This window comes from Luteibacter sp. NPDC104163, assembly GCF_055584245.1.
Genome location: NZ_JBVJMK010000004.1, coordinates 218,399 through 235,905 on the forward strand (window position 1 = coordinate 218,399; position 17,507 = coordinate 235,905).

Annotated in this window: 20 protein-coding genes; 18 read left to right on the forward strand and 2 right to left on the reverse strand. The window is 65.7% G+C overall.

The annotated features are described in order from the left end of the window. Positions 1-11 precede the first annotated feature (11 nt). The 13 genes from rplF to ACZ6YI_RS07515 all read left to right on the forward strand — a co-directional run bounded on the left by rplF (position 12) and on the right by ACZ6YI_RS07515 (position 8,818). Positions 12-539: a 50S ribosomal protein L6 gene (rplF, locus tag ACZ6YI_RS07455; RefSeq protein WP_440325446.1), complete on the forward strand. Its 528-nt coding sequence runs from the start codon at positions 12-14 to the stop codon at positions 537-539. A 30-nt stretch (positions 540-569) separates the two neighbouring features. Continuing rightward, complete coding sequence (rplR, locus tag ACZ6YI_RS07460) at positions 570-920, forward strand: 50S ribosomal protein L18 (protein ID WP_440325444.1); 351 nt, start codon at positions 570-572, stop codon at positions 918-920. Positions 921-1,044: 124 nt separating this feature from the next. Next, positions 1,045-1,554 (forward strand): 30S ribosomal protein S5, encoded by a 510-nt coding sequence (gene rpsE, locus ACZ6YI_RS07465; RefSeq protein ID WP_029213879.1) that lies wholly within the window; start codon positions 1,045-1,047, stop codon positions 1,552-1,554. Further along, complete coding sequence (rpmD, locus tag ACZ6YI_RS07470) at positions 1,547-1,744, forward strand: 50S ribosomal protein L30 (RefSeq protein WP_440325441.1); 198 nt, start codon at positions 1,547-1,549, stop codon at positions 1,742-1,744. Before rpsE ends, rpmD begins: the two co-directional genes overlap by 8 nt. A 6-nt stretch (positions 1,745-1,750) precedes the next feature. Next, positions 1,751-2,182 (forward strand): 50S ribosomal protein L15, encoded by a 432-nt coding sequence (rplO, locus tag ACZ6YI_RS07475; RefSeq protein WP_440325439.1) that lies wholly within the window; start codon positions 1,751-1,753, stop codon positions 2,180-2,182. A 4-nt stretch (positions 2,183-2,186) separates the two neighbouring features. After that, positions 2,187-3,506, forward strand: coding sequence for a preprotein translocase subunit SecY (gene secY / locus ACZ6YI_RS07480; protein WP_465778061.1), 1,320 nt, complete (start codon positions 2,187-2,189; stop codon positions 3,504-3,506). Between the two features lie 127 nt (positions 3,507-3,633). Continuing rightward, the gene (gene rpsM, locus ACZ6YI_RS07485; protein WP_144916975.1) at positions 3,634-3,990 is read left to right on the forward strand and encodes a 30S ribosomal protein S13; all 357 of its coding nucleotides are present in this window, start codon (positions 3,634-3,636) and stop codon (positions 3,988-3,990) included. 12 nt (positions 3,991-4,002) lie between these two features. After that, positions 4,003-4,389 carry a 30S ribosomal protein S11 gene (gene rpsK, locus ACZ6YI_RS07490; RefSeq protein WP_007513384.1) on the forward strand — a complete coding sequence of 129 codons (387 nt, stop codon included), beginning with the start codon at positions 4,003-4,005 and terminating at the stop codon, positions 4,387-4,389. Between the two features lie 11 nt (positions 4,390-4,400). Continuing rightward, entirely contained in the window at positions 4,401-5,027 is a 627-nt protein-coding gene (gene rpsD / locus ACZ6YI_RS07495) for a 30S ribosomal protein S4 (RefSeq protein ID WP_029213873.1), read from the forward strand. A gap of 16 nt (positions 5,028-5,043) precedes the next feature. Next, positions 5,044-6,042: a DNA-directed RNA polymerase subunit alpha gene (locus tag ACZ6YI_RS07500; RefSeq protein WP_045831144.1), complete on the forward strand. Its 999-nt coding sequence runs from the start codon at positions 5,044-5,046 to the stop codon at positions 6,040-6,042. A 210-nt stretch (positions 6,043-6,252) separates the two neighbouring features. Beyond that, entirely contained in the window at positions 6,253-6,636 is a 384-nt protein-coding gene (gene rplQ, locus ACZ6YI_RS07505) for a 50S ribosomal protein L17 (protein ID WP_465778062.1), read from the forward strand. 260 nt (positions 6,637-6,896) lie between these two features. Further along, positions 6,897-7,433: a disulfide bond formation protein B gene (locus ACZ6YI_RS07510; RefSeq protein ID WP_465778063.1), complete on the forward strand. Its 537-nt coding sequence runs from the start codon at positions 6,897-6,899 to the stop codon at positions 7,431-7,433. An 11-nt stretch (positions 7,434-7,444) separates the two neighbouring features. Beyond that, positions 7,445-8,818 (forward strand): class II 3-deoxy-7-phosphoheptulonate synthase, encoded by a 1,374-nt coding sequence (locus tag ACZ6YI_RS07515; protein ID WP_465778064.1) that lies wholly within the window; start codon positions 7,445-7,447, stop codon positions 8,816-8,818. Positions 8,819-8,920: 102 nt separating this feature from the next. Here the strand turns inward: ACZ6YI_RS07515 and ACZ6YI_RS07520 are convergent, their stop codons facing one another. Continuing rightward, a complete protein-coding gene (locus ACZ6YI_RS07520; RefSeq protein WP_465778065.1) occupies positions 8,921-10,435 on the reverse strand; it encodes an acetyl-CoA hydrolase/transferase family protein in 1,515 nt (504 codons plus the stop codon). Between the two features lie 199 nt (positions 10,436-10,634). On the opposite strand from ACZ6YI_RS07520, the gene ACZ6YI_RS07525 reads away from it, so the two are divergent. After that, entirely contained in the window at positions 10,635-11,234 is a 600-nt protein-coding gene (locus ACZ6YI_RS07525) for a hypothetical protein (protein ID WP_465778066.1), read from the forward strand. 14 nt (positions 11,235-11,248) lie between these two features. Next, entirely contained in the window at positions 11,249-12,682 is a 1,434-nt protein-coding gene (locus ACZ6YI_RS07530; RefSeq protein WP_465778067.1) for an XVIPCD domain-containing protein, read from the forward strand. A gap of 27 nt (positions 12,683-12,709) precedes the next feature. Here ACZ6YI_RS07530 and queG read toward each other — a convergent pair whose 3' ends face one another. After that, positions 12,710-13,774 carry a tRNA epoxyqueuosine(34) reductase QueG gene (queG, locus tag ACZ6YI_RS07535; protein WP_465778068.1) on the reverse strand — a complete coding sequence of 355 codons (1,065 nt, stop codon included), beginning with the start codon at positions 13,772-13,774 and terminating at the stop codon, positions 12,710-12,712. A 36-nt stretch (positions 13,775-13,810) separates the two neighbouring features. On the opposite strand from queG, the gene ACZ6YI_RS07540 reads away from it, so the two are divergent. The 3 genes from ACZ6YI_RS07540 (at position 13,811) to ACZ6YI_RS07550 (ending at position 17,494) form a co-directional block, all read left to right on the forward strand. Further along, positions 13,811-15,286, forward strand: coding sequence for an NAD(P)H-hydrate dehydratase (locus tag ACZ6YI_RS07540; protein WP_465778069.1), 1,476 nt, complete (start codon positions 13,811-13,813; stop codon positions 15,284-15,286). Then, positions 15,286-15,732, forward strand: a complete 447-nt coding sequence (tsaE, locus tag ACZ6YI_RS07545; protein WP_465778070.1) for a tRNA (adenosine(37)-N6)-threonylcarbamoyltransferase complex ATPase subunit type 1 TsaE — start codon at positions 15,286-15,288, stop codon at positions 15,730-15,732. The genes ACZ6YI_RS07540 and tsaE overlap by 1 nt, the downstream gene beginning before the upstream one ends. A 184-nt stretch (positions 15,733-15,916) precedes the next feature. After that, positions 15,917-17,494, forward strand: a complete 1,578-nt coding sequence (locus ACZ6YI_RS07550) for an N-acetylmuramoyl-L-alanine amidase (RefSeq protein ID WP_465778071.1) — start codon at positions 15,917-15,919, stop codon at positions 17,492-17,494. The last annotated feature ends 13 nt before the right edge of the window (positions 17,495-17,507 follow it).

Below are 17,507 nucleotides of genomic sequence, written 5' to 3' on the forward strand. Positions count from 1 at the left end.
GGAGTCCCGATATGTCACGTGTAGCCAAGAAGCCCATTACGCTCCCCAAGGGCGTCGAAATCTCGGTCGCCAACGGCACCGTCTCCGTCAAGGGCCCGAAGGGCACCCTGACCACCCACGAACTGCCGGGCGTTTCGTTCTCGCAGGAAAACGGTGTGGCCACGGTCGTCCTGGCCGCTGGCGCTGACGACAAGTTCGGCGGCACCGCCCGCGCGATCGTCGCGAACATGGTCAGCGGCGTTACCAACGGCTTCGAAAAGAAGCTCGAACTGGTCGGCGTCGGTTACCGCGCGCAGCTGCAGGGCAAGGCCGTAAACCTGTCCCTCGGCTTCTCGCACCCGGTCGTGTACGAAGCGCCGGAAGGCATCACCATCGAAGTCCCGACGCAGACGGAAATCCTGGTCAAGGGTGCCGACAAGCAGCTCGTGGGCGAAGTGGCCGCCAAGATCCGCGCTTACCGTTCGCCGGAGCCCTACAAGGGCAAGGGCGTCCGTTACGCGGGCGAGACGATCATCCTGAAGGAAGCCAAGAAGGCCTAATCGGCCTATCCGCTTCCTGGAGACGAGACGATGAACAAGAACGAATCCCGCCTGCGCCGCGCCAAGTCGACCCGCGCCCACATCCGTGAGCTCGCTGTCGCCCGCCTGAGCGTGCACCGCACCGGTCAGCACATTTACGCCCAGGTCTTCGCGCCGAACGGCACCGTCGTGGCAGCCGCCTCGACCGTGCAGAAGTCGGTCGCCGATGGCCTCAAGAGCAAGAAGAACGTCGAAGCCGCCACCACGGTTGGTCGCATCGTTGCCGAGCGCGCCAAGGCCGCCGGTATCGAGTCGGTCGCGTTCGATCGCTCGGGTTTCCGTTACCACGGTCGCATCAAGGCTCTCGCCGATGCGGCTCGTGAGGCCGGCCTCAAGTTCTAAGAGGCGTCAGGCCACGGCATCGGCCCTTCGGGGCCGGTGTCGCCCGATGTACCTACAACTCCAAGCGGCGACCAAGCCGTAAACAGAAGTCCCGGATATACATGCCGGGCTATCAGGAAAAGAGATGTCCTCGACAGATCGCGAAAATTCGGACGGCATGCTTGAAAAGCTGATCGCCGTCAACCGCGTGGCCAAGACCGTCAAGGGTGGCCGCCAGATGAGCTTCACCGCTCTTACGGTTGTTGGCGACGGCGAAGGCCGCGTCGGTTTTGGTTATGGCAAGGCGCGTGAAGTGCCGGTCGCCATCTCCAAGGCCATGGAGCGCGCACGCCGCAACATGGTGTCCATTGAACTCAACAACGGCACGCTCTGGTACGCCATCAAGGCTAACCACGGCGCGGCCCGCGTCTACATGCAGCCTGCCTCGCAGGGTACCGGCGTCATCGCCGGCGGCGCCATGCGCGCTGTCCTCGAAGTGGTCGGCGTGAAGGACGTGCTGGCCAAGGCCGTCGGCTCGCGCAACCCGATCAACCTCGTCCGCGCGACGATCAAGGGTCTGCAGGCCGTCGCCTCGCCGAAGCGCATCGCCGCCAAGCGTGGCAAGACGATCGAAGAGGTGCTGGGCAATGGCTAAGAACAACGAAACCACCGGCACCGTCCGCGTGCGCCTGGTCAAGGGCCTGCGTGGTGTGCAGGGTCGTCATCGCCTGAGCGTCAAGGCCCTCGGCCTCGGCAAGCTCAACGATGTCCGTGAACTGAAGGATTCCCCGCAGGTCCGTGGCCTCATCAACACGGTCTACTACCTGGTCCGGGTTGAGGAGTAATCGATCATGCGTCTTAACGACATCAAGCCCGGCAAGGGCGCCCGCAAGACCCGCACCCGCGTTGCCCGCGGTATCGGTTCCGGCCTCGGCAAGACCGCCGGCCGCGGCCACAAGGGTCAGCACGCACGCGCTGGTAACACCCACCGCGTCGGTTTCGAAGGCGGCCAGATGCCGCTGCAGCGCCGCCTGCCGAAGGTCGGTTTCCGCTCGCTCAAGAAGGCGGACACCGAGCAGGTCATGCTGTACCAGCTGGCTGTGATCCAGGCCGACACGATCGACCCGATCGCCCTGCACGCCGCTGGCCTCGTGACCAGCCGCGCCAAGAAGATCAAGATCGTGCTGAAGGGCGAGATCAACCGCGCCGTCAAGCTGCAGGGTGTGCTCGTGACGGCCGGTGCCAAGGCTGCCATCGAAGCCGCCGGCGGCAGCGTGGAGTAATCCAGTGGCTGGAGCGCAGGGCAATTCGCTCGGCTCGCTGGGCAAACTGACGGAACTGCGTCAGCGCATCTTTTTCCTCATTGGTGCGCTGATCGTCTTCCGCCTCGGTTCCTTCATTCCCGTTCCGGGCGTGAACCCCGAGGCGATGACGAGCCTGGTTGAGGGCGGCGGCGGCCTGCTGAACATGGTCAACATGTTCTCGGGTGGCTCGCTGTCCCGCTTCTCGGTATTCGCGCTGGGCGTGGTGCCCTACATTTCGGCGTCGATCGTGATCCAGATGATGGGTTCGGTCATTCCGTCGCTGATGGCACTGCGCAAGGAAGGCGAGTCGGGTCGCCGGAAGATGACCACGTATACCCGTTTCGGCACGGTGGGCCTCGCGGCTTTCCAGGCCTTCGGTATCGCGATCAATCTCCAGGGCCAGGCGGGTGCTCACGGTCCGGTGGTTTACATGCCGGGCGCGGGCTTCATCATGGCATCGGTGGTCGGCCTCACGGCAGGCACCATGTTCCTGATGTGGCTGGGTGAGCAGATCACGGAGCGCGGCATCGGCAACGGCATCTCGATGCTGATCTTCGCCGGTATCGTGGCTGGCCTGCCGGCAGCCGTGGCACACACCCTGACCATGGCCGACAACGGCCAGCTGGGTGGGCTGAAGCTGCTGATGGTCGTCGTGGTCATCCTCGGCGTCACTGCCTTCGTGGTGTTCATGGAACGCGCCCAGCGGCGCATCACCGTGAACTACGCGAAGCAGGGCAACCAGCGTCAGTTCCAGCGCCAGACCTCGCACCTGCCGCTCAAGATCAACATGGCGGGCGTCATTCCGCCGATCTTCGCGAGCAGCCTGCTGTTGTTCCCGGCGACCGCGGCAAACATGTTCGGCACGAATCACCAGATGCGTTGGCTCCAGTGGCTCACCACTGCGCTGACCCCGGGTGAGCCGGTCTACGACATCGTTTTCGCGGTCCTGGTCATCGGCTTCGCCTTCTTCTATACGGCGATCGTGTTCAACTCGCAGGAAACGGCCGATAACCTCAAGCGTTCGGGCGCACTGATTCCGGGTATCCGCCCGGGTCGTGCCACGGCGGACTATATCGATGGCGTCATGACCCGTCTTACCGGTGTCGGCGCGCTCTACATCGTCCTGGTCTGCCTGGTGCCGTCGTTCATGCAGAGCGCCTGGCAAGTCCCGTTCTATTTCGGCGGCACTTCGCTGCTGATCGTGGTGGTGGTGGTGATGGACTTTACGGCCCAGGTCCAGGCCCATCTTGTGAGCCACCAGTACGAGAGTCTGCTTAAAAAGTCCAATCTCCGCCGCGGCTGAGATTGGACTGGAAGTCCCCGAGTAGGGGAGGCCGCGGCGCCACGGCGCCGCAGGACTTCCCGTTTAGGTTCAATAAGGTTAGAATTGCGCGTTTACCGCGCTCGAAGCACATTGGAGACAGTACATCATGGCGCGCATCGCGGGTGTCAATTTGCCGGTCCAGAAGCATGTCTGGGTTGGCCTGCAGAGCATTTACGGAATCGGCCGTTCGCGGGCGAAGAAGGTCTGTGTTGATGCTGGCGTGGTTCCGACCACCCAGATCAAGTCGTTGAGCGAAGGCGAGGTCGAGAAGATCCGCGCCGAGATCGCCAAGTACACGGTCGAAGGCGATCTCCGCCGTGAGATCGGCATGGCGGTCAAGCGCCTCATGGACCTGGGTTGCTACCGTGGCCTCCGCCACCGTCGCGGCCTGCCGGTGCGCGGCCAGCGCACGCGTACCAACGCCCGTACCCGCAAGGGTCCGCGTCGTCCGATCAAGAAGTAACGGATACCGATTATGGCTAAGCCGGTTAAGACCAAGAAGAAGATCAAGCGCGTTGTCACGGATGCCGTGGCCCACGTGCAGGCTTCCTTCAACAACACCATCGTCACGATCACCGATCGCCAGGGCAATGCCCTGTCGTGGGCGACTGCAGGCGGCGCGGGTTTCCGCGGCTCCCGTAAGTCCACCCCGTTCGCAGCGCAGGTTGCCGCCGAAAAGGCTGGCCGCGCCGCTGGCGACTACGGTGTGAAGACCGTGGAAGTTCGCATCAAGGGCCCCGGCCCGGGCCGCGAGTCGGCCGTGCGTTCTCTCAACGCGTTGGGCTACAAGGTGCTCAACATTATTGACGTCACGCCGATTCCGCATAACGGCTGCCGTCCCCCCAAGAAGCGTCGCGTCTAAGGAGCATACCCATGGCCCGTTATCGTGGAGCTACCTGCAAACTTGCGCGTCGTGAAGGTGCCGACCTCGGTCTGAAGAGCCCGGCCCGCGCGCTTGATTCCAAGTGCAAGCTCGAAAACAAGCCCGGCCAGCATGGCGCCAACAAGCGCGCCCGTCTGTCCGACTACGCTGTTCAGCTTCGTGAGAAGCAGAAGGTCAAGCGCATCTACGGTGTGCTCGAGCGTCAGTTCAGCAACTACTACACCAAGGCTTCGACCCAGAAGGGCAACACGGGTGAAAACCTGCTTCGCCTCCTGGAAAGCCGTCTCGACAACGTCGTGTACCGCATGGGTTTTGCGGTCACCCGCGCCCAGGCCCGCCAGCTCGTCGCCCATAAGTCGGTGACGGTCAACGGCAAGAAGGTCAACGTTCCCTCGTACCACGTCCGTCCGGGCGATGAGGTTTCGCTGACCGAGAAGGCCCGCACGCAGCTGCGTGTGCAGGAAGCGGCGACGATCTACGACACGATGGATCTTCGTCCGTCGTGGGTCGAGGTCGACAGCAAGAAGTTCGCAGGCACGTTCAAGGCTGTGCCGGATCGTGGTGATCTGCCGGCCGATATCAACGAAGCCCTGATCGTCGAGCTTTACTCGAAGTAATCCACCGGAGCCTTGCATGGCAGTATCGTCAACTAGTGTGCTGCGGCCTCGTGGCCTCAGCGTCGAGCAGCTTGGCGCTAACCGCGCGAAGGTGGTGGTCGAGCCGCTCGAGCGTGGTTTTGGCCACACCCTGGGCAACGCGCTGCGTCGCGTGCTGCTCTCTTCGATTCCGGGCAGCGCCATCGTCGAAGTCGAAATCGACGGCGTGCTGCACGAGTACACCACCCTGGAAGGTCTCCAGGAAGACGTCATTGAGGTTCTCCTGAACCTCAAGGACGTCGCGATTCGCCAGCACAGCGGTGACGAAGTCACCCTGACGCTGTCGAAGAAGGGCAAGGGCGTGGTCACGGCCGGCGACATCGCCGTCGACCACACCGTCGAAATCGTCAACCCGGATCATGTGATCTGCCACCTCACCAAGGATGTGGCACTGAACATGCGCCTGAAGGTGCGCAAGGGCGTCGGCTACCAGCCGGCCAGCGCACGTCAGCACCCGGATGACGAAACGCGGCCGATCGGCCGTCTGCAGCTCGACGCGTCGTTCGCGCCGGTCCTGCGCGTGGCTTACGAAGTGGACGCGGCTCGTGTCGAGCAGCGCACCAACCTCGACAAGCTCGTGCTTGATATCGAAACGAACGGCACCATCGGCGCTGAAGACGCTGTCCGTAAGGCAGCGGAAATCATCAACGATCAGCTGTCGGTGTTCGGCGACTTCTCGCGCCGCGAGTCCGATTCGACCAAGGCGGAGAAGGGCGGTTTCGATCCGCTGCTGCTCCGTCCTATCGATGACCTCGAGCTGACGGTCCGTTCGGCGAACTGCCTCAAGGCGGAGAGCATCTACTACATCGGCGATCTGGTTCAGAAGACCGAAGTGGAACTGCTCAAGACCCCGAACCTGGGCAAGAAGTCGCTGACGGAAATCAAGGATGTGCTGGGTGGCCGCGGTCTGGCCCTCGGCATGAAGCTTGAAAACTGGCCGCCGCCGGGCCTTTCGCACGGCATGCAGCTGGGCTGATGCACCACGGGGCGATCGGTTTTCGATCGCCCCGATCCTTTGCGCCAACCCGCGGATGCCACGCGCATTTCCACGGGATTTCCAAAGCGGCCCATAGAGGCCGTGCTCTTATAACGGGGCGTTTTGACAGCCTCGAATAGCGGGAAACCGCGGGAAGTCGGCTCATCCTGGCCGCCTTTTCATAACAACAGACCTTAGAGAGTAAACGCCATGCGCCACCAGAAATCCGGTCGCAAGCTCAACCGTACGAGCAGCCACCGCGAAGCCATGTTCAAGAACATGGCCGCGTCGCTGATCAAGCACGAGCTGATCCGCACCACCCTTCCCAAGGCGAAGGAACTCCGTCGCGTCGCCGAGCCGCTCATCACGCTCGCCAAGACCGATGGCGTCGCCAACCGTCGTCTCGCTTTCGCGCGTCTGCGCGACAAGCAGGCTGTCGGCAAGCTCTTCATGGAGCTGGGCCCGCGTTACCAGCAGCGCCCCGGTGGCTACCTGCGCATCCTCAAGTGCGGCTTCCGCCCGGGCGACAACGCCCCGATGGCGTACGTCGAGCTGGTCGATCGCCCGCAGGGTGAAGCCGTCGACGCCGAGTAAGCGTCCCGGTTCCAGCAGTACCCGAAACCCCGGTTGAGCAATCAACCGGGGTTTTTCTTTTGCGCGTGCCAGGGCCCGTGGGAGCGCGCTTGCGCGCGATGGCCCTTGCGGGACCGTTCCTCGCGCGCAAGCGCGCTCCCACAAAAGAGTCGCAACGGACGCAAGTCCTTGACGTCGTTACAAACGAAACTTCTTTCGCCTGCTGACAAACACGTGCACATCGGGTTAACGTGGGTGTCCCCGCACCGCACCATCCCCGAATGAATCCTCTCGCCTGGTCGTACCGTTCGCGCTATCTCGCTGGTTTCCTCATCTGTGCTGGCCTCATGGGCTTTGCCCTGTACGCCCAGTACCAGATGCACCTCGACCCGTGCCCGCTGTGCATCTTCCAGCGCATCGCGGTCTGCGTGATGGGCCTGTTCTTCCTGATCGGTGCGCTGCACGGCCCGGTGAAGCAGGGCGCGCGTGTCGTATACGCCAGCCTGATCACCCTGGGCGGCGCCTGGGGCATCGCGACCGCTGGCCGCCACCTCTGGCTGCAGAGCCTGCCGGCGGACCAGGTGCCCGCCTGTGGCCCCGGCCTCGGCTACCTGTTCGATGCCTTTCCCTTTTTGAAAATGCTCAAGCTCGCATTCACCGGCTCCGGTGAGTGCGCGAAGATCGAACCGATCCTGGGCCTGCCGATGCCGGCATGGACCCTCCTGTGGTTCGTCGTCCTCACCGTGTGGGCCTGGCTGGCCCTGCGCCGCTCAAACCGTTCCCTGTCTTCCCGCGCCATCCCCAGCGCTTCTACGTAGGTCCCGCCGTCATGCCGCATTCCCTCAAAGCCGTCCTTCCCCCCGCCGCCGACTGGGCGCCGGGCACCTGGCGTTCGCGGACCGCGCTGCAGCAGCCGACCTATGAAGACCAGAACGAGCTGCAGGCCTCGCTCGCCCAGCTGGGCGAACTGCCGCCGCTGGTCACCTCATGGGAAATCAATGCGCTGAAGCAGCGCATCGCGGAAGCCCAGGTGGGTGAGCGGTTCCTCCTGCAGGGCGGCGATTGCGCCGAGAGCTTCGCTGACTGCACCAGCCCGATCATTTCCAACCGGCTCAAGGTCCTGCTGCAGATGAGCCTTGTGCTCGTCCACGGGCTGAAGAAGCCGGTACTGCGCGTGGGCCGGTTTGCTGGCCAGTACGCGAAGCCGCGTTCGGCCGATACGGAAACGCGCGATGGCGTCACGCTGCCCGCGTTCCGTGGCGATCTGGTCAACAGCCCGGCGTTCACGCCGGAGGCGCGCCGTGCGGATCCGCAGCGCCTGATCAAGGCGCATGCCCGTTCGGCGATGACCATGAACTTCGTGCGCGCGCTGATCGACGGTGGGTTCGCCGATCTGCATCACCCGGAATACTGGGACCTCGCTTGGGTCGAGCATTCGCCGCTCGCCGCCGAGTACAAGCGCATGGTCGCCAGCATCGGTGACTCGCTGCGCTTCATGGAAACGCTGGCCGGGCAGTCGATCTCCAGCTACTCGCGCGTGGATTTCTACACCTCGCACGAAGCCCTGCTGCTGCACTACGAAGAGGCGCTGACCCGCCAGGTGCCGCGCCAGGACGGCTGGTTCAACCTGTCCACCCATTTCCCGTGGATCGGCATGCGCACGGCGGCGCTCGATGGCGCGCATACGGAGTACTTCCGCGGCATCCGCAACCCGATCGCGGTGAAGGTTGGCCCGACCGTGCAGCCGGACGACCTGCTGCGCCTGATTGACGTGCTGAACCCGAATGACGAGCCGGGCCGCCTGACCCTGATCCACCGCATGGGCAACGACAAGATCGCCACCCAGTTGCAGCCGCTGCTCGAGGCGGTGAAGCGCGACGGGCGCCGGGTGCTCTGGGTCGCCGACCCGATGCACGGCAACACCGAGAGCACCAGCAACGGCTACAAGACCCGCCGCTTCGCGAACATCGCCGGCGAACTCGACCAGGCCTTCGATATCCACGCGGCCGCCGGCACGCGCCTGGGTGGCGTGCATCTGGAGCTGACGGGCGAGAACGTAACGGAATGCCTCGGCGGCGCCCGCGGCCTCGTCGAGCAGGACCTCGACCGCGCCTACAAGTCGATGGTGGATCCTCGCCTGAACTACGAGCAGTCACTCGAACTGGCCATGCTTATTGTTCGCAAATCGGGCGGCATGGCGTAAGCCATCCGGTAGCCCATCCGGTAGCCCACCTGTGGGAGTGAGCTTGCGAGCGATAGCTCTTCGTCAAAGAGCATCGTTCGCAGGCTCACTCCCGCATCGCCGTCAGCCCAGCATCGTCCCCGTGTCCAGCCACCGCTGGTGCCACGACAGCGCCTCGGGCAGCAGATGCGGCGTGTGCTTGCCGAAGCTCGCCCGCGAGGCCCGGTCGAAGTAGTCCTCGAGCTGCGCCCGGTACGACGGGTCCACGCAATGGTCGAGGATCTGCCGCGCACGATGCCGCGGCGGCAGGCCGCGCAGGTCGGCCAGGCCGTGTTCCGTCACGATGATCGACACGTCGTGCTCGGTGTGGTCCACGTGGCTCACCATGGGAACCAGGGCCGAGATGCTGCCGTTCTTCGCCGTGCTCGGGCTGAGGAAGATCGACAGGAAGCTGTTGCGCGCGAAATCGCCCGAGCCGCCGATGCCGTTCATGATCTTGCTGCCCATCACGTGCGTGGAGTTCACGTTGCCGTAAAGGTCGGCTTCGATCATCCCGTTCATCGCGATGCAGCCGAGCCGGCGCACCAGTTCCGGGTGATTCGAGATCTCCTGCGTGCGCATGATGATCCGCTCGCGGTAGAACTCGATATTCCGCTTGAACTCTTCGTTCGCGGCCGGGCTCAACGCGAACCCGGTGCATGACGCCACGCGCAATACGCCGTCGCGCAGCATGTCGAGCATGCCATCCTGGATCACCTCGGTGAACGCGGCCATGTCACGGAAGCCACTTTCCGAAAGGCCTGCCAGCACGGCATTGGGAATGTTGCCCACGCCCGACTGCAGCGGCAGCAGGTTGGCCGGCAGCCGGTCCTTCTTCACCTCGTGCTGGAGGAACTCGATCAGGTGCGCGGCGATGCGCTTGCTCGTGACGTCCACCGGTGCGAAGGGACTGTTGCGATCCGGGCCGTGCGTGCGCACGACGGCCACGACCTTGTCAGGATCCACGCGCAACGACGTTTCGCCGATGCGGTCGTCGGCCTGCAACAGGGGAATCGGCTTGCGCTGTGGGGGTAGGGCGGTGCCGTAGTACACATCGTGCATGCCGTCGATCCCTTCCGGCTGCCAGTCGTTGACCTCGATGATCACCTTCTTCGCCAGGTCCAGCCACGTCTTGTTATTGCCGATGGAGGTGGACGGGATGAGCGAGCCATCCTCGCGAATACCGGCGACCTCGACCACGGCGGTATCGATCTCGCCGTAAAAGCCGAACCACACGTGCTGCGCGACGTGGCTCAGGTGGATGTCGATGTAATCGAGCGTGCCCGCATTGATCCGCTGTCGCGCATCCGGGTCGGTCTGGAACGGCATGCGCAGTGCAATGCCATCGGCCTTGGCCAGGGCGCCATCCAGTTCGGGCGCGGTGGAGGCGCCGGTCATCAGGCGGATCCGGAAGGCCTGGCCGGCCACGTGCGCATCCTCGATGCGGCGGGCGAGTGCCAGTGGCACGGCTTTCGGATACCCCGAGCCCGTGAAACCACTCATGGCCACGGTCTCGCCGGGCTGGATGAAGGCGGCGGCGGCCTCCGCGCTGACCACGCGGTCGCGCAGGAGGGAGGAGCGGATGCGATCGGAAGACATGGGGAGAGCCGGTGCTGCGGAGGGGGACCGCTTATTTTCCCACCCGCATCGAGGCACGGCCCATCCGACCATGGTGGTATGGCAACGTGCGGCAGGGCGTGGCCGGGGCTGAACGAACCGAGACACGGTGCCGGAATCGCAGCAAGGCTTTTGCTACGCTCGGGCGGGCCGCGAACTGGCGGCCATGGAAGGAGTCGCGATGCCCCGGCAACGCTTGCGCCACCCCGGTTTGTGCGGCCAGCCCATGCGGCTGGCCCTCGCCACCTTACTGGCCGCCTCGGCCCCGCTCACGCACGCTACCGAAGCGAAGGAGACACCCCGCATGAACGCGTCCGCCGCCCACGTCACCGCCGAGCAGGCCATGCACGGCATGCTGGAACTGATTCGCACGACGCCATCGGTCGCGGAACTCACGCCCGAAGCCATGGGCGAGCGCCTGGGGCTGCCGATCAAGCGCCTCAGCACGGATCACTTCGGTTATGCACAGCCACTTTCCGGTGGCTGGGCCTTCAGTGTCGAGCGGCAGCAGGTCGGCACGGTGGGGCCGCGCGTCGACCTGATCTTCTCCCCGGTGGGCGAAGACCGGCCGTCCGCGACGCCGATCTGCACGCCCGATTTCGGCCACTTCACGCAGGAACTGGAGCGCATGGGCTTCAAACGCCAGAGCGCACACGGCGAGCACGGCCGCTGGACCTACGATGCGTTCGATCGGCCGGGACAGCATGTCGAGGTCTATCCCCTGGTCGCCGAAGGCGCGGACGCCGCGGGCGCCTGCGTGCACATGGTCCTGGTGCGCTGAAAGGGGGCGGGCCCATGCCACTCAACGCGAAAGCCGAAGCAGTCCTCCAGGCGTTCGGGAAAGAGCCTGGAGTCACCCCCGACCAGCTGAAGAACCTCACCGATACGATCAACGCCTCGCCTGCGCTGGTCGATGAAGTGAACCGTGCGGTCGATGCGGGCCATTTGCAGCGCATCGTCGCCCTGAACAATCCGCATGCCGGCGGCGAATACAACGCCGGTGCACATGAAATGCGTTTGCCGCTCACCAGTCTCTCGACCCCGGCGGGCGGTAAGTACGATGCATCGGAAGCCACGTTCGTGCTCGGCCATGAGCTGCAGCACGGCTTCAATGCAGCGGACATCGCGAAGGCGAATACGCAGTTCACCCACGACCTGCAAGCCGTCGCGCAATCGAAGACGACGCCGCACGATTACACGAAGCCGGTGGGCGATGTGATCGCCGCAAGCCGCCGCGACGAGGCTGGCGCCGAGATCTCCGGATGGAACGCGACGGTCAGCGCCGCGCGGCTCGAGGCACAGAAGAACCACGCGCCCGCGCCCACGCTCGAAGACATCTACAAGCGCAACCCGGGGCGCATGGATGATTTCATCCATGTCGATCGCAGCCAGTTGCCCGCGACCTACAGCATGCGTTCGAACCTCACGGTGAACGCCGATCTCAGCATGCCGTCCACGCCGGCCAATATCGAAGGCATGGGCAAGAACTACTTCGACCGGTCATCGACCCTGGGGCATAACGGTAATTCGTCGTACGCGAATTACTACGGCGCCTGGGCGACGGGCGTGGCCGTGCAGTACGAGCGCCATTACGGGAATGGGCAGGCGCCCATGGCCCTCGACCTGAAGGGACTCCACCTGAACCCGGATGTCATGGCGCAGAACGGTATTGACCTTGGCGCGAACAAAAATGCCATGCCTTATCTCGACACCAGCACGCAGCCGCCGACGCAACGTAACTTCCGCGATTCGGCCACCTCGCACGTCTATCAGCCCATGACGCCGGGTTCGGCACCGGTCACGCTGGATCACGCGGACCACCCGGACCATGCGCTGTTCAGGCAAACGCAGGGCGCCGTGCATCGGCTCGATGCGCAGCATGGCAGGGCGCCCGACCGGCAGAGCGACAACCTTGCGGGCGCGTTGACCGTGGCGGCACGCGAGCAGGGCCTGAAGTCCGTCGATCACGTCGTGCTCAACGCGGATGCGTCGAAAGCGTATGCCGTGGAAGGCCCGCTGGATTCGCCGCACAAGCGCATCGCGGAGGCGTCCACGCAACAGGCCGTCAACATGCCGATCGAGCAAAGCAGCGCCGCATGGCAAGCCGTCGCGGAGCGCGCGCAGCAGGCTAACCACCAGCACACGGCCCAACAGCAGGCCGCGTCGCAGCAACAGGCCGTGCAACAGCAACCAGTGGCGCCCCAGTCGCATTCGATGCCTGGCCCCTGACGAGCGGCGGCGACTCTCGAACTTGCGTCAGTGGCCGTGGCGGGCCAGCGCCCATGCCACGTGCTCACGCACCACCGCCGAGTCGTTATCGGCTCGCGCGCGCAGGGCGTCCACCACCTCATCCGTGGTGGGCGCATTCCCCAGGCCCACCGCCAGGTTGCGTAGCCAGCCCTCATACCCGGTCCGGCGAATCGCCATGCCCTCGGTGCGTGCGAGGAATTCCGCTTCGCTCCACGCGAACAGCTCAACGAGTTTGGGCCCATCCAGGCTATGCCGCGGCGCAAAGTCAGGCTCGGTCGCATCCTGCGCGAACTTGTTCCACGGACAGATCAGCTGGCAGTCATCGCAGCCAAACACGCGGTTGCCCATCGGCGCGCGGAACTCCTCCGGGATGCTGCCCTTCAGTTCGATCGTGAGATACGAAATGCAGCGGCGCGCATCGAGCCGGTACGGTGCGACGATCGCCTGGGTCGGGCAGATGTCGATGCATTTGCGGCAGCTGCCGCAGTGCGCCGTCGCGGGCTCATCCACGGGCAGCGGCAGGTCGGTGTAGAGCTCGCCGAGGAAAAAGTACGACCCGGCGCGCTTGTTGATGACCACCGTGTGCTTGCCGATCCAGCCGAGGCCTGCGTTGCGGGCGAGGGCTTTTTCGAGGACGGGCGCGGAGTCGACATAGGCGCGGTAGGAAAACTCGCCGATGCGTTCGGTGATGCGCGACGCCAGCTTCTGCAGGCGATTGCGCATGACCTTGTGGTAGTCGCGGCCGAGTGCGTAGCGGGCGATGTACGCCTTCTCGCCATCGTTGATGACATCCCAGGCATTCGCGGTACCGGGCGGGATGTAATCCATGCGCACCGAGATGACGCGCAAGGTGCCGGGCTCCAGCTCCGCGGGCCGGCTGCGCCGGGTGCCGTGACGGGCCATGTAGTCCATTTCGCCGTGGTGGCCGTCGTCCAGCCAGCGCTCCAGGTAGGCCTCATCGTGGCCGAGCTCGGTGCCCGCGATCCCCGCGTCTGCAAAGCCGAGCTCGCGCGCCCAGCGCTTGATGTCGCTGGCGAGGGCCGGGTAGTCGATGTCGGTGGAAACGGGCATGCATCCATTCTACTTGGCCCACCTATAATCCTCAGGATGAGCGCCCCACACCGCGATACCGCCCTGTTCACCTCCGCGCAGGCCCGCGCGATCGACCGCCGCGCGATCGATGAGCTGGGCATCCCGGGCTTCGAGCTGATGTCGCGCGCCGCGGCGGCCGCGTTCGCCCAACTCCGTCGGCGCTGGCCAGAGGCCCGTCGGCTGCGGATCGTCTGCGGCAGCGGCAATAACGGCGGCGATGGATACCTGGTCGGCCGCGACGCCCTGGTAGCGGGTCTGCAGGTCGACCTCGTGGCATTGGGCGAGCCGAAAGACGGCGGCGATGCCTTCGAGGCGCGCCAGGCTTTCCTTGAAGCGGGCGGCACGCTCACGGTCGCCGACGACGACGAGTCGCTGGCGGTGCCCGATGTGCTGGTCGATGCCATCTACGGCACCGGTCTCAATCGGGCCCCGGAGGGCGAAGCGAAGCGCGCCATCGAGGCGATCAACGCGGCGGATGTCCCCGTGTTCGCGCTGGATATCCCGTCCGGGTTGTCGGCCGATACGGGCGCCTGCCCGGGCGTCGCCGTGCGCGCTGCAGCGACGGCCACCTTCATCGTCCACAAGCGCGGCATGCATACCCACCTTTCTGAGCTCGCCGGGGAAGTCGTGCTGCACCCGCTGGGCTTGCCGGCATCGATCCTCGAGCCGGCCGACGCCACCCTGCTGACCCCAAAGGGGCTGCCTGCGCGGCCGCGCGATTCACACAAGGGCAGCAACGGCCATGTGCTGGCGATCGGCGGCGACCACGGCACCGGCGGCGCCGTACGCATGGCGGCGGAAGCCGCGGCGCGTACCGGCGCGGGCCTCGTCAGCGTGGCGACCCGTGAGCAGAACGTCCTGGCGATGAATGCCGCCCGGCCCGAACTCATGGCGCACGCGGTGGATGGCCCGCAGACGCTCCAGCCGATGCTCGACAAGGCCTCGGTCGTGGCCCTGGGCCCTGGCCTCGGGCAGGCGGCGTGGGGCCATGCCCTGTGGACCACCGCGCTCGACGCGGGCAAGCCCACCGTGCTCGACGCCGATGGCCTGAACCTCCTGCATGCCGAGCCGCGGGTGCTTCCCGCGCGCATCGTGCTGACGCCCCATCCGGGCGAGGCGGCGCGCCTGCTCGGCACGAGCACCGCCGAAGTGCAGGCCGACCGCTTCAGCGCGGTTCGCACCCTGGCCCGCCGTTACGAAGCCGTCGTGGTGCTGAAGGGCAACGGCAGCCTCATCGCTTCGCCCGAGGGCGACGTGGCGGTGTGCCCCTGGGGCAACCCCGGCATGGCCAGCGGTGGCATGGGCGATACCCTCACCGGCATCATCGCGGGCCTGCTCGGCCAGGGCTGCTCGCCGTTCGAAGCGGCCTGCCTGGGCGTCGGGCTGCATGCGCGGGCCGCCGATGTCGCCGCGCGCCATGGCGAGCGTGGCCTGCTCGCCGGCGACCTGCTCGAGCCGCTGCGCCGGCTCGTCAACGGCCTGGAGGCCTGATGGAACTGATCCTGCCTGATGAGGCCGCGACGATCGCCCTGGGCCAGCAACTGGCCAAGGCCCTGCCGGATGGCCTCGTGGCCTTCCTCCACGGCGACCTCGGCGCCGGCAAGACCACCTTCGCCCGCGCGTTCCTGCAGGCGCTGGGCGTGGGCGAACGGGTCAAGAGCCCGACCTACAGCCTCGTCGAGGGCTACGAGCTCGGCGAGCGCCGCGCGTTCCACCTAGACCTGTACCGCATTGCCGATCCGGGCGAGCTGGAATGGCTCGGCCTCGACAGCCTGGCCGAGCCGGGCGCCATCGTGCTGGTGGAATGGCCCGAACGCGGGGCAGGCGCGCTGCCGCCGGTGGACCTCGAACTCAGCTTCCGCCACGAAGGCACCGGCCGCGCCGTGACCTTCCATCCCCATACAGCGATGGGCCAGAGAATCGTCGCCGCCCTGTAGTGCCTGTGAGCCGCAAGATCCCACGAGAAATCTCACCGGTTGCCGCGCATTCCTGTATGGACGTTGACGAAGTGTTCGCAGGTTATGGATTAGCAAGGGAAAAAATCTTGCAATCCGCGGGCGCATGGAGTTCAATCCGGGCCATATGAGGGGAATCACTAGCAAACTAGGGCTTCTTGCGTGCGTGACCGCCGTCGCGACGCTGGCGCCTGCCGCCTCGCAGGCGGCTGACGTGAAGGCCGCGCGCGTCTGGGCTGGCCCCGAGTACACGCGCGTCGTCTTCGATCTTTCCGGTCCGGCCACCTACAAGATGTCCCAGGGCGATACCCCGGGCAGCGTGGTGCTGGATATTGCCGGCACCTCCGTCGCGTCGGATTTTTCCGCGCCGGGCGGGCAGGGCCTGTTCAAGTCCATGAGCACGGGCAAGCAGGGCGCCGCCGCCCGCATGACCGCCATGGTGGACCCGAAGGCCAAGCCCAAGAGCTTCCTGCTGAAGCCGGCCGGCGACTACGGCTACCGGCTGGTGCTGGACCTGTACCCCGGCGGCCAGTCCGACCCTGGCGACAACACCCCGTCTGACGACGACACGCCCTCCGTGGCGAAGGCCGTGGCCTACGCACCGGCCGATGCCCCGATCGCCACGGCGAGCCCGAAGGGCCGCGGCAAGACCGTGCCCGCCGGCACGCCGCCCATGGCTGGCGCGCGCAAGGTCGTGGTCGCCATCGATGCCGGCCACGGCGGTGAAGACCCGGGCGCGAAGGGCGCCACCGGCCTGCGCGAGAAGGATGTCACCCTCATGGTGGCCCGTGAGCTCGCCGACCAGATCAACCGCCAGCCCGGCATGCAGGCCGTGCTCACCCGCAATGGCGATTACTTCATCCCGCTGAAGCGGCGCTACCAGATCGCCCGCGAGCACAACGCGGATATGTTCGTCTCGATCCACGCGGATGCGTTCAAGAACAGCGACGCCAAGGGCTCGTCCGTGTGGGTGCTTTCCCCGCGCGGCAAGACCTCGGAAGCCGCGCGCTGGCTGGCCGACCGCGAAAACCGCGCCGACCTGGTCGGCGGCGTGTCGCTGGACGACAAGGACGATTCGCTCGCCGCCGTCCTACTCGACCTGCAGCAGGGCTATGCCATGCAGGCCTCCGAACAGATCGCCGGTAACGTGCTGAAGGCGCTCGGCCACCTGGGCCCGACCCATCGCGGCTACGTGGAGCGCGCCAACTTCGTGGTGCTGCGCTCGCCGGACGTGCCGTCGATCCTTGTCGAAACCGCCTTCATCACCAATCCCTCGGAAGAGCGGCGCCTGCGCGACCAGGGCCACCGCGAGGAACTGGCCAACGCGGTGCTCGGCGGCGTGCGTAACTACTTCGAATCCATGCCCCCGCCGGGTACGTGGTTCGCCGCCCAGGCCGCGCGCCGCAACGGCACCTACGTCGCCTCGGCGCCTGCGCCGGTTGAGCCGGTCGATGGTGGCGATGACAGCGCCGACACGAAGCCGGCAAGCAAGGCCAGCGCGAAAGCGCCGGCTGCGCCGGTGAAGACGCCGAAGACCATCGCAAAGGCCGATCCGCCCGCGAAGAAGGGATCCAGCGGTCGCGCCGACGACAACATCCGCGACCTGCACCGCGTGGGCCGTGGCGAAACCCTTACCGGCATCGCCCAGCAGTACGGTATTTCCGTGGGCGCGCTGAAAATGGCCAACAAGATGAACGACAACACCGTGCGGGTCGGCACCGTGATGGTCATCCCTTCCGGCTGATATCCTCTTGGCC

Coding starts and splice junctions, on each gene's coding strand:
- rpmD (WP_440325441.1), top strand. CDS start 1,547: ATGGCTAAGAACAACGAAACCACCGGCACCGTCCGCGTGCGCCTGGTC.
- rpsD (WP_029213873.1), top strand. CDS start 4,401: ATGGCCCGTTATCGTGGAGCTACCTGCAAACTTGCGCGTCGTGAAGGT.
- tsaE (WP_465778070.1), top strand. CDS start 15,286: ATGGAACTGATCCTGCCTGATGAGGCCGCGACGATCGCCCTGGGCCAG.
- rplQ (WP_465778062.1), top strand. CDS start 6,253: ATGCGCCACCAGAAATCCGGTCGCAAGCTCAACCGTACGAGCAGCCAC.
- ACZ6YI_RS07530 (WP_465778067.1), top strand. CDS start 11,249: ATGCCACTCAACGCGAAAGCCGAAGCAGTCCTCCAGGCGTTCGGGAAA.
- rpsE (WP_029213879.1), top strand. CDS start 1,045: ATGTCCTCGACAGATCGCGAAAATTCGGACGGCATGCTTGAAAAGCTG.
- rpsK (WP_007513384.1), top strand. CDS start 4,003: ATGGCTAAGCCGGTTAAGACCAAGAAGAAGATCAAGCGCGTTGTCACG.
- rpsM (WP_144916975.1), top strand. CDS start 3,634: ATGGCGCGCATCGCGGGTGTCAATTTGCCGGTCCAGAAGCATGTCTGG.
- ACZ6YI_RS07520 (WP_465778065.1), bottom strand. CDS start 10,435: ATGTCTTCCGATCGCATCCGCTCCTCCCTCCTGCGCGACCGCGTGGTC.
- ACZ6YI_RS07515 (WP_465778064.1), top strand. CDS start 7,445: ATGCCGCATTCCCTCAAAGCCGTCCTTCCCCCCGCCGCCGACTGGGCG.
- rplO (WP_440325439.1), top strand. CDS start 1,751: ATGCGTCTTAACGACATCAAGCCCGGCAAGGGCGCCCGCAAGACCCGC.
- ACZ6YI_RS07500 (WP_045831144.1), top strand. CDS start 5,044: ATGGCAGTATCGTCAACTAGTGTGCTGCGGCCTCGTGGCCTCAGCGTC.
- rplR (WP_440325444.1), top strand. CDS start 570: ATGAACAAGAACGAATCCCGCCTGCGCCGCGCCAAGTCGACCCGCGCC.
- ACZ6YI_RS07540 (WP_465778069.1), top strand. CDS start 13,811: ATGAGCGCCCCACACCGCGATACCGCCCTGTTCACCTCCGCGCAGGCC.
- queG (WP_465778068.1), bottom strand. CDS start 13,774: ATGCCCGTTTCCACCGACATCGACTACCCGGCCCTCGCCAGCGACATC.
- ACZ6YI_RS07525 (WP_465778066.1), top strand. CDS start 10,635: ATGCCCCGGCAACGCTTGCGCCACCCCGGTTTGTGCGGCCAGCCCATG.
- rplF (WP_440325446.1), top strand. CDS start 12: ATGTCACGTGTAGCCAAGAAGCCCATTACGCTCCCCAAGGGCGTCGAA.
- ACZ6YI_RS07510 (WP_465778063.1), top strand. CDS start 6,897: ATGAATCCTCTCGCCTGGTCGTACCGTTCGCGCTATCTCGCTGGTTTC.